This window comes from Streptomyces sp. NPDC006332, assembly GCF_040612855.1.
Classification (GTDB): Bacteria; Actinomycetota; Actinomycetes; order Streptomycetales; family Streptomycetaceae; genus Streptomyces.
The window spans coordinates 15,319-29,629 of the sequence record NZ_JBEXRA010000044.1 but is presented as its reverse complement, the minus strand read 5'-3'; the positions used below and the strand labels follow the sequence as shown (position 1 = coordinate 29,629).

7 protein-coding genes and 8 pseudogenes are annotated in these 14,311 nt (G+C 69.7%); 8 read left to right on the top strand and 7 right to left on the bottom strand.

All coding sequences use genetic code 11. From position 1 onward, the window contains the following. Nucleotides 1-424: 424 nt before the first annotated feature. The 3 genes and pseudogenes from ABZ027_RS31440 to ABZ027_RS31430 all read left to right on the top strand — a co-directional run. Nucleotides 425-639: pseudogene (locus tag ABZ027_RS31440) on the top strand (phosphatase); the annotation flags it as partial. 2,001 nt (nt 640-2,640) lie between these two features. Continuing rightward, nucleotides 2,641-5,262 (top strand): FxSxx-COOH system tetratricopeptide repeat protein, encoded by a 2,622-nt coding sequence (gene fxsT, locus ABZ027_RS31435; RefSeq protein WP_356774183.1) that lies wholly within the window; start codon nt 2,641-2,643, stop codon nt 5,260-5,262. 216 nt (nt 5,263-5,478) lie between these two features. Beyond that, nucleotides 5,479-5,772: pseudogene (locus tag ABZ027_RS31430) on the top strand (transposase); the annotation flags it as partial. A gap of 149 nt (nt 5,773-5,921) precedes the next feature. Here ABZ027_RS31430 and ABZ027_RS31425 read toward each other — a convergent pair. Together ABZ027_RS31425 and lanKC are read right to left on the bottom strand one after the other, a co-directional pair. Further along, nucleotides 5,922-6,029, bottom strand: coding sequence for a SapB/AmfS family lanthipeptide (locus ABZ027_RS31425; RefSeq protein WP_356774181.1), 108 nt, complete (start codon nt 6,027-6,029; stop codon nt 5,922-5,924). A 25-nt stretch (nt 6,030-6,054) separates the two neighbouring features. Beyond that, nucleotides 6,055-8,706, bottom strand: a complete 2,652-nt coding sequence (gene lanKC / locus ABZ027_RS31420; protein ID WP_356774179.1) for a class III lanthionine synthetase LanKC — start codon at nt 8,704-8,706, stop codon at nt 6,055-6,057. 419 nt (nt 8,707-9,125) lie between these two features. Here lanKC and ABZ027_RS31415 point away from each other — a divergent pair. From ABZ027_RS31415 to ABZ027_RS31400, 4 genes and pseudogenes are all read left to right on the top strand, one after another. Beyond that, nucleotides 9,126-9,413, top strand: a pseudogene (locus tag ABZ027_RS31415) (zinc-binding dehydrogenase); the annotation flags it as partial. A gap of 7 nt (nt 9,414-9,420) precedes the next feature. Beyond that, nucleotides 9,421-9,887, top strand: a pseudogene (locus ABZ027_RS31410) (MBL fold metallo-hydrolase); the annotation flags it as partial. 97 nt (nt 9,888-9,984) lie between these two features. Further along, nucleotides 9,985-10,145 (top strand): annotated as a pseudogene (locus ABZ027_RS31405) (transposase); the annotation flags it as partial. 110 nt (nt 10,146-10,255) lie between these two features. Beyond that, entirely contained in the window at nt 10,256-10,993 is a 738-nt protein-coding gene (locus tag ABZ027_RS31400) for a class I SAM-dependent methyltransferase (protein WP_356774276.1), read from the top strand. Nucleotides 10,994-11,068: 75 nt separating this feature from the next. On the opposite strand, the pseudogene ABZ027_RS31395 reads toward ABZ027_RS31400, so the two are convergent. Both ABZ027_RS31395 and ABZ027_RS31390 read right to left on the bottom strand, forming a co-directional pair. Next, nucleotides 11,069-11,418: pseudogene (locus ABZ027_RS31395) on the bottom strand (transposase); the annotation flags it as partial. A gap of 21 nt (nt 11,419-11,439) precedes the next feature. Continuing rightward, nucleotides 11,440-11,544, bottom strand: a pseudogene (locus ABZ027_RS31390) (NADP-dependent oxidoreductase); the annotation flags it as partial. Between ABZ027_RS31390 and ABZ027_RS31385 the strand changes: the two are divergent. Further along, nucleotides 11,500-11,718: pseudogene (locus ABZ027_RS31385) on the top strand (DSD1 family PLP-dependent enzyme); the annotation flags it as partial. The pseudogenes ABZ027_RS31390 and ABZ027_RS31385 sit on opposite strands and share 45 nt — an antisense overlap. 140 nt (nt 11,719-11,858) lie before the next feature. Here ABZ027_RS31385 and ABZ027_RS31380 read toward each other — a convergent pair. The 3 genes from ABZ027_RS31380 to ABZ027_RS31370 form a co-directional block, all read right to left on the bottom strand. Then, nucleotides 11,859-12,422, bottom strand: coding sequence for a TetR/AcrR family transcriptional regulator (locus ABZ027_RS31380; RefSeq protein ID WP_356774177.1), 564 nt, complete (start codon nt 12,420-12,422; stop codon nt 11,859-11,861). Between the two features lie 65 nt (nt 12,423-12,487). Beyond that, nucleotides 12,488-13,879, bottom strand: a complete 1,392-nt coding sequence (locus ABZ027_RS31375; protein WP_356774175.1) for an amidase — start codon at nt 13,877-13,879, stop codon at nt 12,488-12,490. Further along, on the bottom strand, nt 13,866-14,075 hold the full coding sequence (locus ABZ027_RS31370) for a hypothetical protein (RefSeq protein WP_356774173.1): 210 nt from the start codon (nt 14,073-14,075) through the stop codon (nt 13,866-13,868). Before ABZ027_RS31370 ends, ABZ027_RS31375 begins: the two co-directional genes overlap by 14 nt. Nucleotides 14,076-14,311 lie beyond the last annotated feature (236 nt).

The following is a 14,311-nucleotide window of genomic DNA, read 5'->3' as shown; positions in this document are numbered from 1 at the left end:
ACGATGCCGAAGGCGATAGGCGAAACTCAGGCAACCTGCGCCTCCGCCGAGCTCGATCATGCTGACCTGCCCCAGCTGGCCCACCGTCAGCCTCTCGGCTGGCAGGTCACCGCACGACGCACTCCCACGAGCTGTGCGCTGCCGCTTCTCGCCGCAACGCTCAGTCAGTGAGGTATGCGTCTCTGCTCTCGCGGATCCAGGACGCCAGACAAGTCAGACTGCGGCGACGCCTGCATCCAGGTCGACGTCACTCGACACCAGGTTCACCCAGCGGCGAGGCAGCCGACCGAACGGCGTGCCCCACTGTTGAACACGCGCCGGACCACCCAAAGGCTGTCCCGCTATGCCTGCCTGCGGGCTGGCATGAATGATGCGTGACCAGTGAACTGCGCGGTAAGTACGCTCGTTAGACGTCGATGGCCCGTTGATCGACGCGGTGAGCAACCAGCGTCGGGTCTGGGCGACCTGGGCGGAGCTGTACGGACTGATGCGGAGGGGGTCTACCGGGTGGCACTGCGGACGCGGCCGATGGAGACGTTCACGCAGGTTGGTGCGGACCACGATCCGCGCGAGTGCCTGGCCACGTTGCACGAGCTGGAGGACGAGGAGGCCCGGACCGGCGTCTATGTGGCCTTCGACCTCCGGTACGAGCCCGGTGCCGCAGGCCCTCTGGATGCGTTCGGTACAAGCCCGCGTGGGACTGTCGTGTGCCAGTCTGCGCTGTTCGAACGGCTCCGAGCTACGTCGCCCCACCACCTAAAGATCGCCGTGCCCCCGGACCAGTTGTTCCCCGAGGACGCCCTCTCGCTGAGCCACACGACAACCTCGCCCTCCAGGCCCTCGTCGCCTCCTTCGCGACCGGCAAGGACCTGGTCGACCAGCCCGCCGCCCGCGCGTCCGTGAGCGAGGTGGTCGGCGACTGAACCACCAGCACGGATCCTCTGAGGGGAACCATTGATCCCGGTAAGCGCGTCACCGGATCATGACGACTCCTCAGACGTTCTTGCGAACTGCGAACCCTGATGACGTGGACAGGATCACTGACCTGCACACTCTGGCACGAACGGCGTACTACCAGGCAGGCGGAGTGTCGGACGTGGAGCTCATTTCCCCCGACGCGCGCTCCAGCCGGCGGGAGAGCTGGATGCGTGCCGTCCAGTCCAGCGACCGGACTGTGTTGTGCGCGGAACGAGAGGGCGAGTTGGTGGGCATTTTAGCTATGGGCCCTCCCTACGAAGCCGACGTCGATGCCACAACTGTGGGTCAGCTCCACCAGATTCACGTCCGCCCTGCCCTTTTGGGGACAAGGCATCGGCAGCTTTCTGCACGCGGCATTTGTTCAGTTCCTTCGCGATGGGTCATTGGCCACGGGTGTCCTGCAGGTGGGGCGTCGCCGTCACATTCGTCGGCATCGTGAACTTCGCCTTCGTCGGCATTTTCAACGCTGGGCCACACCTGGGGTTCGCGGCGGCCCGATCCAATCAGATCCGATGGCGATTACTGACAGGGTTTTATGACAGATAGGGTCCGACCTTCCGCCCGAGGAGGACCCAGGCAAATCCAGTCGCCTCCACCCCCTCCATCGTCCGAAGTTCCGTGCGCTCCTCGGCTACGCCCGTCCCGGCGAGACCGTGCACATCTCCGAGATGTTCCGCCTCGTCCGCGGCACCGGCCACATCCTCGACGTGCTCGACATCCTCCAGGGGCCCGGAAGAGATCACGCTGCCCGAGGGCGCAGGCCGTGCCCGCCCCGGGCATCCCCGAGCACGAGGGCTGGGTCTACCGGTGGGAGCAGCACATCACCCGCAGGCTCTGAACTCTCCCGATCTACCCGCTCGTTGAACCGGGCGTGCCACTGCTCGATGTGGACCGTTTGCCCCTTGGCTCTATCGCCAGCAGAACACGATCTGCCAGGAACACCGCGACGTCCAGCGCAATCGCTACTGCCGCAACCACCAACGCTGTGTCCACTGGTCAACGACCGCGCCTCAGCCGAACGGCCCAGCGGCCATGACCCCGTCGTGACCGGCGAGAACGCGGCCGAAGCGGCCGACGATCCTCTGCTTCTGCAGGACCGGCTTCGCCAGGGCTTCGCCCCCAGTGATCATCAGGCGAGAGGATCGGCGCCCTGCGCTCCGCCTGAGCTCGGATCTCAACGTGAGATTGGTGAGCCGTGATACGGAACGCCTCCTCGTACGAGGCCAGGGCTGCACTCATGGCCCCGCCCGCGAGGCCCCGGCGACGAATACGTGATGCCAGCCACGCAAAGAAGCCCAGGACCACTGCGAGGATCGCAACCAAGATCAGGAACGGTAAGAACGCACCCATAGGCAGGAGCCTACTTCGCTGACCCTTGAAACCCTCCGATGCCAGCCACCATGACGGCACCGAAAACGTGGGCACCTGACCGGTGTCAGTTCTCGGTTCAGGCACCCTTCTTGGGGAGCGGGCGCAGAGGGTGACGATGTCGTTCGATTGAAAGGTCCACGCCACGATCCCCCGCACCTGCATGCCCGGAGCGGTCACGGCTGCGTACCAAAGTCTGCATCTGGGCCCGGGCGCAACCACCCTCGGGTGATGCTTCGGTCGCAGAAGGTAATGAGAGGGGGCCGCGTGGTGGTGACGGGGTGGGCCAGGAATGTGGGCACAGGGCGATGGCAGTGGGTGCTGGGGCGCCTGCTGCTGACGCTGCTGTCGGCCGGTCTGCTGGGATTGATCGTCTGGGCGGGCGCGCGCTTCGGGCTGGACAGGGCGGATCAGACCTCCAGTGTCGCTGGCGGCGTCATCGGCCTGATCAGCCTGCTGGTCTCCCTCTATGCCCTCCGCACCCCTGCGGGCTCGGAGGCGCCGACAGGAGGGAGCGGGACCGGCCGGGACTGGATCTCTGCCGCGGCCCGGCATTCCTCCTACCAGCCGCCCCGGCCGCAAACCCCCGTACGTGGCCGCGACCAGGAACTGGCCGCGCTGCGGCGGCTCGTTCGGGGAGGCGGCGATGGACTGGCAGTGGTGTGCGGGGCGGGCGGCCTGGGCAAGACCACGCTCGCCGCCGAAACCGCCCGCCAGGCCGAGCAGGCAGGACAGGCGGTGTTCTGGGTGCGCTGGCAGGACGACCGCGCCCGGCTCGCCGACGACCTCACCCGCATCGCCCAGATCCTCGGACTCGCCGACACCCGCCTCAACGAAGCCCAGCAGGGCCGGACCGTGTTGGTCGATGTCGTCTGGGAGCACCTGACGTCGACGACGGGATGGGTGATCGTCGTGGACAACGTCGATACCCCCGCCTGTGTGGGTACGCACAGTGATCCGGTGGCCGTCTACCGGGGATGGCTGCGCCCCGGTGGGTCCGGCCTGCTCCTCGTCACCAGCCGTGACACATCCCCCGCCACCTGGGGCCCCCAAGCCGAGATCGTGCACCTGCAGCCCCTGGACGATGTCGCGGCAGGGTCGGTCCTGCGGGACGCGGCCCCGGACGCCGGGACGGCTGATGAGGCCCGAGCGCTCGGGGCGCGGCTGGGTGGGTTACCGCTGGCTCTGAACGCTGCCGGCCACTACCTCGCATCCCTCACCAGCCGCTATACCACCTTCGCTGCCTACCACGACGCCCTGGAGCGGGAGTTCGGCGACCTCATCGGCGCCTCCCACCCCCAGGCCGCAGACCCCGCCATCGCCCGCGCCGTCGCCCGTCACACCTGGGACCTTTCCCTGGACCAGCTCCACGCCGACGGCTCCACCCACGCCCGCCCTCTCCTCCACCTCTTGGCCCTGTTCGAAGCCGCCCCCATCCCTCGTTCGCTGATCACAGCCGGGCTTCTGGCCGACGCCACCGGCCAGGCCGTCACGGCCCAGGCGCTGGAGACCGCGCTCGCTGGTCTATACCAGTACGGCCTCCTCGCCTCCGCAACAGCGAACACCGCGGGCGGCGGGACGGACTCAATCAGCGTCGGTCACATCGTGCTGCATCCGCTGGTCCGTGAAGTCATGGCTCTCGCCCTGCCCGAGAGCGACCGGGGGCCGTGGCTGATCGCCCTGCACGCCCACCTCACTCGCGCCGTCGACGAGACGGTCCGGACCGAACGCGCCGGCTGGCCCACCGCTCGTCTCCTCACTCCGCACCTGCCGCTGATCCTGTCTCGTACCACCAGTGAGAACTTCGCTGTCGACTGCGCACCCCTCAAGCGTCTGGCCGACCTTCTGAACGATGCCGGTGCCGCCACCGAGGTACGCCTTCTGTACCAGCACATTCTCGATGCCGCTTCCCGTCACCTCGGCCCCGATCATCCGGAAACCCTGCTCAGCCGCGAAAACCTCGCGCTCGCCCTGCGCGACCTTGGCCGGTATCAGGAAGGCGCAGACCTCCACCAACGTACGATCACCGATCGCGAGCGCGTCCTCGGACCGGACCACCCGGACACCCTCACCAGCCGCGACAACTTCGCCGGCGCCCTGCGTGGCCTGGGCCGCTACCAGGAGGCCGCAGAACTCCACCGCCGTACCTTCACCGATCGCGAGCGCATCCTCGGACCGGACCACCCCGACACCCTCACCAGCCGCGACAACCTCGCCTACGCCCTGCGTGGCCTGGGCCGCTACCAGGAGGCCGCAGAACTCCACCGCCGTACCCTCGCCGACCGGGAGCGCATCCTCGGTCCCGACCATCCCGGCACCCTCATCAGCCGCAACAATCTCGCCTATGCCCTGGAGGGCTTCGGCGAGTACCAGGAGGCCGCAGACCTCCACCGCCGTAACGTCACCGACCGCGAACGCGTCCTGGGAGCCGACCACCCCCGCACTCTGAACAGCCGCAACAACCTTGCCAGCGCCCTGCGTGGCCTGGGCCACTACCGGGAAGCGGCAGACCTCCACCGCCGTATCCTCGCCGACCGGGAGCGCATCCTCGGACCCGACCACCCCGACACCCTCACCAGCCGAAGCAGCCTCGCCTATGCCCTGGAGTGCCTCGGCGAGTACCAGGAGGCCGCAGACCTCCACCGCCGGACCCTCGCCGACCGCGAGCGCGTCCTCGGTCCGGACCACCCCGGCACCCTCATCAGCCGCAGCAACCTTGCCAACACCCTCTGCGGCCTGGGCAAGTACCCGGAAGCGGCAGACCTCCACCGCCGGACCCTCGCCGACCGCGAGCGCGTCCTCGGACCGGACCACCCCGACACCCTCACCAGCCGCGACAACCTCGCTGCGGCGCAGGCCGCACTCACAACGCGTACCAGAACCAGACGAGCCGGCGGGTGGCGCATCCGTCGGTAGTGAACTTGACCCCGGCGGCGGCGAGGGGCAACAGAGCGCTGACGGTGGGCGGTGTCTGACCCGGTACCGGGCGAAGGTGTCAGAACCGGATGAAGAACGTCCAGATCTCACCCGGTACCCAGGTCCTGGAGCCGCTGTCGCCGTCGGCGCCGTCCTGGGGTGCGGCGATGTGGCCCTCGTCGAACGACGCCCATGCGACGGGGTGGCCGGCGGAGCAGCCCGGACGCGGACGCTCTGCGTGACGATGTCCGTGCCTACGTCGGCGGACGGCTCGGCCCAGGAGGGGTTCTGATCATCGACGACACCGGGTTCATCAAGAAGGGCACCACGTCGGCCGGGGTGGGCCGGCAATACACCGGCGCTTCGGGAATGATCGACACCTGTCAGATCCGGGTGTTCGCCGCCTACGCCACCGGCTCCGTCCGGGCCCTGGCGGACCGGGAGCTCTACCTGCCCAGAGCATGGACGTCCGATCGGGACCGCTGCCGGGCGGCGCAGGTCCCCGACGAACGCGGCTGCCACACCGACGCGAGCCCCGGCCCGGTCCCCGGCAGAGCCTCCAGTCGCCGGCAGCACCGCTGTGCCGACCTCGGGCGGAGCGGTGCTGCCGGCGGCCCTGTGGGGCGTCCAATAGCGGGGTCACTGGGTGTGCTGGCAGCCTATAGGCAGAGCAGGAGGCTGACGGCGCTGTCCCCGATGTCGATGGAGGCGTCCTGCACCTCCGGGGTCTCCTCCGGCTCCAGGGTCTGCAGGTCGAGCAGGATCATGATGGGTTCCTTTCCTTCTCGCGGGTCATCGCCGGGTGGTCGCCGGCGAGCATGGGGGGTGGCCGGTGGTCCGTGTCCCGGCGGTGTTCCCGGGCGTGCCGCCGAGGAGGGCGGGGCTGGGAAGGAAGGGAAGTGCGGAGCGTCGGCCGCCCAGGGCGGAGTCGAGGGCGAGGAGGACGCCGGCGGTGCCGGTGGCGAGGTCCATCGACAGACGCATCATCTGGTGTCCGGGGAAGGCCAGGTGCCCCCGGTAGGACATGGCGTACCAGTGCATGCGGTGGACGTGGGAGTCGATGTCGGCCCGGAGGTGTTCGTTGCCGGGTGTCCGGGCCAGGTGGTGCAGGAGTCCGGCTCTGCCTTGGCACAGGCCGGGCTGGGCGTAGTAGGTGCTGCGCGCGGCGGTGAGGATGGCCGAACGTGCCCGGAGGAGGTCGTCGTCCGCACGGTGGGCGAGGTAGTCGTCGATGACCATGCCGATGCCTGCGCTGCCGTCGCCGAGATAGGGCAGGGAGCGCCGGCCTTCGCCGACGTGCAGGCCGTGGTCGGTGCTCACGCAGCGGTCCAGGTCGGAGGCGAGCGCGCGGCGGGCGAGGTCGAGCAGGCGTGTGTCACCGGTGTGTTCGTGCAGCCGCAGGAAGGCCAGGGCGGTGCCGGTGAGGCCGCGCATCAGACCGGCGCGCCGATGAGGCGTGGACTCGTACTGGGAGAGGCGGTCGGCGAGGATGTCGGCGCCCTTCAGGGCAAGGCCCTCCAGCGTGCTGTCAGCGGCGCTCCGGGCGAAGTCGCTCAGCACGACGACGATGCCGGGCAGGCCACCGTGCAGGTCGGTGCCGAGCTGCTCCCAGGGTGCGTGGAGGATGCGGTCGATCAGCTCCAGGGCGCGGTCCCGGTACCCGAGGCGGTCCAGCACGTAGGCGACGCCGGACAGGCCGTCGTAGAGACCGAGGGGCGTCGTCGGCTTCGGCGCCTCCGTGCGCTCCAGCAGCCATCGTTCACCCGCCTCGTGGCGAGGGGCGCCGACTTCGTCGAGGACGTAGAGGACTCCTGCGGCGCCGTGGGCCAGGCCAAGCCCTCCGCCGTCACCGAACTGGGCGATGTCCCCGGGGTGGAGGCGGTCGCCGCGGTGGGGGGTGGCACTGGCGAGAAGCGCCCGGACCATCGAGTCACGGCTTCGGGGCCAGTCGGCGGGCGGGACCGTCGTGCCGGGGTCGTGCTGTACGGGCTGGGCGGGAAGGTGTCCTGCCGAGGGGGCCCCGGCGGCGGGCCGGAGAATCTCGGCCACCGCCTCGGCGAGCCACTCCCGCGGGACGGGGAAGACTTCGGTGATCGCCCTGGCCAGGCTGACGGCCTTGGTCCGGTCGATGGCCAGCAGGGAGGTCATGGGCATGAACAGGGCCAGGCGCAGGCAGGCCAGGGCGTAGCGGTCCACGGCGACGCCCCGCCTGTCGGGGGGCGCGGCGAAGGCGGGGCTGGCCATGGTCTGGCGCCCGGAGGTCGCGGCATCGCTTGCGGCTTCGAAGTCGAGGAGCCGTGTGGTTCCGTCGTCGGTGACCATGATGTTGAACAGGTGCAGGTCGTGGAAGACGAGTCCACGGCTGTGCACGGCCCGGACGGCCCGCTCGACCCGCTGGTGGATGTCCATGGCCCACGCCGTGTAGCCGGCCACGTCCGCCGGTGCGGGAGCCGGCCCGTAGAGCGGGAAGCGGCGGGCCAGGCACTCGTTGAGGGGCGTGCCGGGCAGGAACTCCATGACCAGGAACCGGTGATCCCCCACGACCAGCCAGTCCCTGAAACCGGGCGCGACGCCGAGGCCGTCGAGACGCTGCAGGGCGTTCCTCTCCCGGGCGAGGCGGGTGACGGCATCGGCGCCGTCAGCGGCGAGCCCCGCGTGCGGTCGGGCCTCCTTCAGGACGACCTTGTCACCGGTGCGGGTGTCGGTGGCCGTGTAGACACCACCGCCGTTGGAGTAGTGCAGCGCCTGGTCGATCCGGTAGGGAAGGCCGGCGGTGGTGACGGCGTTGCGGGCGGCGAGCGCGGGTTCCAGGAACGCCGGCAGTTCCACCCAGGCGGGCACCCGGAAGGAAGGCGTGCGCCGGTCGGGTACGAGCGTTCCCTCCCGGTTCTCGACTGCCGGTACCCGCACGCCGCTTTCGTCGAGGCAGTACCGGAGCGTGAAGGCACCGTACCGGACGTAGAGCGGACCGTCGCCCCACCTCAGGTCGGTGAGGACGTAGGGGCCCGGCTCGCCCTCGAGCAGGCTCCCCAGTTCCGTCAGGACGGTGTGCAACTGCCGTTCGTCGGCCGGGTAGAGCGTGGCGAACTTCCCGCTCCCGTGCCTGGCGGCGTACTTGCTGTTGCGGAGGTGCCAAAGGTGCGGCCGGGGCACGAACTTGAAGGCGACAGCCCGTTCCGTGCAGTACGTCCACACCGTCGACGCGACCTTCTCGGCGTTGTGCTGGGTCGCCGAGACATGGACCTTCCAGCCCTGGAACGGCTTGCGGCACCCCGCCGCCGCGGGTGGGTGAAAGGCAAGCCAGTCCCCGAAGACCGTGGTCTGCCACCCCTCCGGCAGCGGCCGCTCGGCCGCCGCGTAGGACACAGGCGTCGCGGAAGCCCTGTCCGGGCGGTCGTAGAAGCAGGAGTCGCCCAGGACGAAAGCCTCGTACCCCTTCTCCATGGAAGCTCCCTGCGCAGCGCGAACGGCGGTCCGGCCCCGTGGACGCCGGGACACAGCCGTTTCACCGGGACGATTCGGGACCGGCGGCCGTCTTCCGGCCCGCCCGTCACGGCAGTCAGCGCCACCGCTGTGCTGCCTGCTGGCCAGCCTGCCCGCCGGCACACGCCACCAGACCCTCCAGTACGACAAATCACCCGACCGGAGTCCTCCGGTGCGACAACGGCTACGAGATCCGGCTGTCGCGGAACAACCCGTTGGCGATCTGCGTGAACTGCTCAGTGGCCATCACGCCACGGCGGACCCCGGCTCCGAAGCCGCTCATCGCGCTGTCCTGACGCAGGCCGGGCACGGTGGCCACAGCGACGCACCGTGCCCACAGGCGGGCGGTGGGCACGGATGCGAAAGCGTACGTGCGTTCCATGAGGGCGGGCATCGGAGCCGCCTTCAACACCGGGAACGTCGGCCGCGGGGACCCCGTCGCCGTGATCGGCTGCGACGGGGTCGGGGACGCGGCGGTCGCCTGGTCCCGATTCGCCGGCGCGGCGAAGATCATCGCCGTCGACATCGACGACCGGAAGCTGGAGACCGGCCGGCGCATGGGCGCCACCCACACCGTGACCTCGAAAGAGACGGATCCCGTCGAGGCGATCCGTGAACTGACCCGCGGTTTCGGCGCGGATGTGGTGATCGACGCCGTCGGACGACCGTGCTGTGATGGCCGCCCTTATCGAACGCCTCGTCACCTCCGGCCAGTTCAGCCTGGACGGCGGCACCTGGGAGGTGGACCACATCGACGGCGCACCAGCCCTCGCCGACCTCACCGGCGCCGCGATCTACCTGCACCTGGACGCCCGGCTGCCGTGGAAGGCCCGACCGTGATCCCGACGGCTGTCTCTCGGACCTTCGCCGACTCAGCGTCGCCTCGACCGAACTGACAGTCCTGCACACTCCAGGACACACGCAAGGTGACATCTGTTTGTACCCCGAGGAGCTGGCCACGGTGTTCACTGGGGACACCCTCTTCAAGGGCGATCCTGGGGCCACGGGGCGCCCGTACTCCCACTTCCCGACGATCACCCGCTCAGATCCGTGACCGTCTGCTGATATTGCCCCGGCAGGCCACGGTGCGGACCGGCCACGGAGACAACCCCACCGTCGGAGCCGAAGCTCCGCACCTCGACGCATGCATCCAGTGGAAAAGCCGCTGGTGTAGCCGTAGCCGCCGGGCACCGTACGCGTCGGTGGCGCGAGACTCTCGACAGCGGCGGCCATGTCGGCATCGAGGCCCGATTCCGTGCCCACGGCCTCGCGGAGATCATCACGAGCATGCCCGGCATCGGACCGCTCCTCGGCGTCGAGCTCCTCGCCGGGCTCGGCAGCGCGACGTCACCTTCTTCACAACGCCGGACCGACTGGCCGCCTTCGCCGGGCTTGCGCCGGGCACCGGAGTCATTGTCAATACCTGTCGATCGACGAGTGCCTGACAGGCGTCCAGTCCGCAGAAAAAAATCGAGGTGCGTGCGACCTCCGGCGCTGTCAAGCTGCGCCGGTGAATCGTGAACAGATCTCCAGGCTCGCCCATGCCAACCACCCGATCAAGTCTCCGCTCGACGACGACTCGGTGCGACAGTTACTGGAACGTTGTGTCCCACGTGGCGACGAGCGGGTACTCGACCTGGGTTGCGGCGGCGGGGAATGGCTTCTGCGCGCACTGACTGCGCACCCTCAACTGCACGCCGAGGGCGTCGACATCTCCGAGGATGCCCTCCAGCAGGCGCGCGAGGCCGCGAGCCGTCTGGGCCTCCAAACCCGCCTCGCACTGCACCAACAGGAGGCCGCGAACTTCCGTTCCGCACGCTCGTTCGACCTGGTACTCAGCGTCGGGGCCGCGCATGCCTTCGGCGGCCTGTTGCCCACCCTCGCGGCGGCGCGTAAGCATCTGGCTCCGGGCGGACGCGTCCTGATCGGTGAGGGTTTCTGGGAACGTGAGCCGTCACAGGAGGCCGTCGAGATGCTCGGGGACTTCACCGACCTGGCGACCACCCTGGACCGCGTTGTCGCCGACGGGTGGACTCCCGTCCACGGGCATGTCAGCACGCGTCGTGAGCTGGACGACTACGAGTGGGCCTGCTGGGGGTCGCTGGCCTCATGGGCCCTGGACCACCCTGCGGACCCGGACAGCTCGCAGGTGCTTGAGACAGCCACGACCCGCCGCACCGAATGGTTGCGTGTCTACCGCGACACGTGGGGCTTCGTCAGCCTGGTCCTGCGTCAGACATCCGACTGACCCTGGACGAGCCCCGGTCACCCCGGCCCCTCCGACAGATCGTGGAAGGCTCCCGGGCCCGGGGCCCATCGGCCCTCAAGCCGCCACCGCCTCGGTGCGTTCGGCGAGATGGCCGCGTTCGAAGCGGGCGCCGGCCCGGACCAGGGCGACGAGGTGGGGTGCGTTCACGGCCCGCCAGCGTTCCTGCGGGGACTCGATGAGTCTGAAGACCATGACGAGTGCGGCGGCCCGGCTGCCGGCGCCCTTGGTGACTCTTGTGCGTAGCCGGACGTTCCGAGGTCGACTCGATCGGGTTCGTGGTCCGCAGGTGGATCCAGTGTTCGACGGGGAAGTCGAAAAACGCCGGCAGGTCTCCCTCGGCGCGTGAGCCGCTTGACGACCTTGGGGTACTTCGCACCGTACTGCTCGGCGAACGCGGCGGCCGACACATCGGCGAACTCAGCTTAGAAGCCTTCGCCGAAAACGTGGTCGCCGACCTCGTCCCTGTCGACGCCCTCGCCGACTTCGGCCACCGCCCCGAGTACGGATGGATCCTCACCGACGGCGGCTGGACGGCCATGTCTCGCGACCGCGGCACCGCAGCTGACAGACGGCCTGCGCATCCTGCCCAACCGCGTCTGCGCCACCGCCGCCCAGCACCACGGCTACCGGTCATCGGCGACAATGCGAGCACAGGCGGCGCGTCCGTGATCGAGGCTTTCCGACAATGCGTCACCAGCTGGTGACCTCTGCACGCTCGGGAAGTGCTCCGGGGCGCCCTCAGGATCGTCCGCCGGAGGACTGGGGACGCGGCGAGGTCCTGCCGGGCTCCCAGGCTCGGACGTCGCAGGCGCTGCCGGCGGGGCAAGCCGGTGCGATCACCTGGTCATGGGCCGGTCTGGCCTAGGACCTCCGCGACGAGTCGGCGCGCGTACGCTGCGTCGAGTCCGTCCGGGCGGAAGAGGATGCGGTACATCATGGGCGCGACGACGCGGTCGATGACCGTCTCGGCGTCGGGCATCTTCTCCCCGCGTTCGGCCGCTCGGGTGAGAATGAGAATGATCTGGTCGGCGGCGTAGGCGGAGCACTGGCCGGCGTTGCTGCCGTCCGGGTCGCCGAGCAGGGCGTCGCGGATGTAGGCGCGGCCGGCGGCGGAGGCCATCTCGTCGAGGAACTGCTCGGCCCATGCCGTCAGGTCGGACGACAGGGCACCGTGATCGTCGGGTGCGGTGTCGGGCCGCAGACGCTCGACCGCCACGTCCGACAGCAACTCCTGCAGATCCCCCCAGCGGCGATAGATCGTCGACGGTGTCACGCCCGCACGCTGGGCGATCAACGGTACGGTCAGGGCGTCCCGGCCCACTTCCGACGCGAGTTCGCGCACGGCGGCGTGGACCGATGCCTGGACCCGGGCGCTGCGCCCGCCGGGGCGCACCATCTGCCTGCTCATAAAACCCACCTTAAAGCAAAGTCATTGCGTCTAGCGATCCCCTACCTCCGTGCGACAGGTCTTCTTCACGCCGCGCGCGCGAGCTCGCGGGCGGGCTGGGTCTGCTCGTAGGCGTGACCGACTCGCAGGAGCACGCTCTCTCCGAGCGGTCGCCCGAGCAGCTGCATGCCGATCGGCAAGCCCGCCGCATCGCGGCCGACGGGGACCGACAGGGACGGCACCCCGGTGATGTTGGCAGGGGACGAGAGGCGTACGTAGGCGTCGGAGACGCCCTCGACGGTGCCGTCGGCCCAGGTGATCGCCTCCTGTCCGGCCTTGACCGCGGTCGCCGGGACGGTGGGAGCGACGATCAGGTCGACCTCGCGCAGCATGCGCGCCCATTCCCGCCGCATGAGGGTGCGGGAGCGCTGGGCGCGCAGGTAGTCCCCGGCGGGTATCAGTTCGCCGGCCTCGAGGAGGATGCGGACGTCTGCCTGGTAGAGCTCGGGGGCTGTGCGCAGGGCGCTCTCGTGGTAGGCGGTTGCCTCGGGCACCATCAGGCCCCACTGGGTGGCCTGGATGTAGCGGGTCATGGGGATCTCGACCTCGACGAGGCGCGCGCCGAGGGACCGAAGCTGGTCGATCGCGCGCCGTACAGCGACTTCCACCTCCTCGTCGACGTGGTCGAAGTAGTGGTTGCGTGGCACGCCCACGCGCAGTCCCGTCAGATCCGCGTCGGGGGCCGGCCGGTAGTCCGTGCCGGGTGCGGTCAGGGAGGCGGGGTCTCGGGGGTCGCGTCCGGCCAGAGCGGTCAGAACCAGGGCCGCGTCCTCGACGGTGCGGGTGATCGGGCCGACGTGGTCCAGTGACCAGGACAGGGACGTGACGCCGTAGCGGGGGACGAGGCCGTAGGTCGGCTTGAGACCGACGACGCCGTTCAGCGCGGCGGGCACCCGGATCGATCCGCCGGTGTCGGTGCCCAGGGCGAAGGTGGCGGTTCCTGCGGCGACTGCGACGGCGGATCCGCCGCTGGAGCCGCCGGCGACCCGGCCGGTGACCCAGGCGTTGTTGGTCTGCGGGGTGATCAGCCCGTAGGCGAACTCGTGGGTGTGGGTCTTGCCGACCAGGATGGCTCCGGCGGCCGACAGACGGGCGGCGACGGTGCTGTCGGCCTGCGCGCGGTGGTCGGCTCGGACGCGGGAGCCGGCCGACGTCGCCGCACCCGCCACGTCGATCAGGTCCTTGAGGCCCATCGGGATGCCGTGCAGCGGACCACGGTAGCGGCCGGCCGCGATGTCGTGTTCGGCTTGGCGCGCGGCCCACCGGGTGTGCTCGGCGGCGACGGTGACGTAGGCCTGGAGGTGCGGCTCCACCTGTGCGATGCGTTCAAGGACGGAGTCCGCCAGGTCGACGGGGGACAGCAGTCGAGCCCGGACCGCGTCGGCGGCCGCGGTCAGGGGCAGTTCATACGGCTGCATCGTGGTTCTCCTGTTCAGCGCGGTAGGCGGGGGCGGGCGGGGTGTCGCCGAAGTCCAGCTCCCGCAGGACCGCGACGACGGAGTGGATGTGGTTGGCGGTGGCTGCGACCGCGGCGTTGCGGTCGGCAGGCAGCGGGAGCCCGGCACGGGCGGCCCAGCGGGCGGCTTCCGGCGAGGTGAGTTCGGCGGAGGACATGGACGTTCTCTCCTCAGGAGCTGGAGGGACGAGGCAACCCCAGGCATCAAAAGCTAAGAGTTTGCGTTAATCGACCGTAGAGCCTACGGTCGCGTTAAAGCAAACCCATTGCGTTTAAGCCAAGGAGTCCCATGTCCACCGGCACGCCGAGCGCACCCGCGCAATCCAGCCAGCCGGGATCCCGTACCCGGGCCGCCCACCGGCGCGGCGTCCTTGGTCCTGGACGCCGCGATCCT

What these genes read in the sequence shown, in the direction of transcription:
- ABZ027_RS31370 (WP_356774173.1), bottom strand. Translation starts at nt 14,075, where the DNA reads ATGTCCTCCGCCGAACTCACCTCGCCGGAAGCCGCCCGCTGGGCCGCC.
- ABZ027_RS31375 (WP_356774175.1), bottom strand. Translation starts at nt 13,879, where the DNA reads ATGCAGCCGTATGAACTGCCCCTGACCGCGGCCGCCGACGCGGTCCGG.
- ABZ027_RS31425 (WP_356774181.1), bottom strand. Translation starts at nt 6,029, where the DNA reads ATGATCCTGCTCGACCTGCAGACCCTGGAGCCGGAGGAGACCCCGGAG.
- ABZ027_RS31380 (WP_356774177.1), bottom strand. Translation starts at nt 12,422, where the DNA reads ATGAGCAGGCAGATGGTGCGCCCCGGCGGGCGCAGCGCCCGGGTCCAG.
- lanKC (WP_356774179.1), bottom strand. Translation starts at nt 8,706, where the DNA reads ATGGAGAAGGGGTACGAGGCTTTCGTCCTGGGCGACTCCTGCTTCTAC.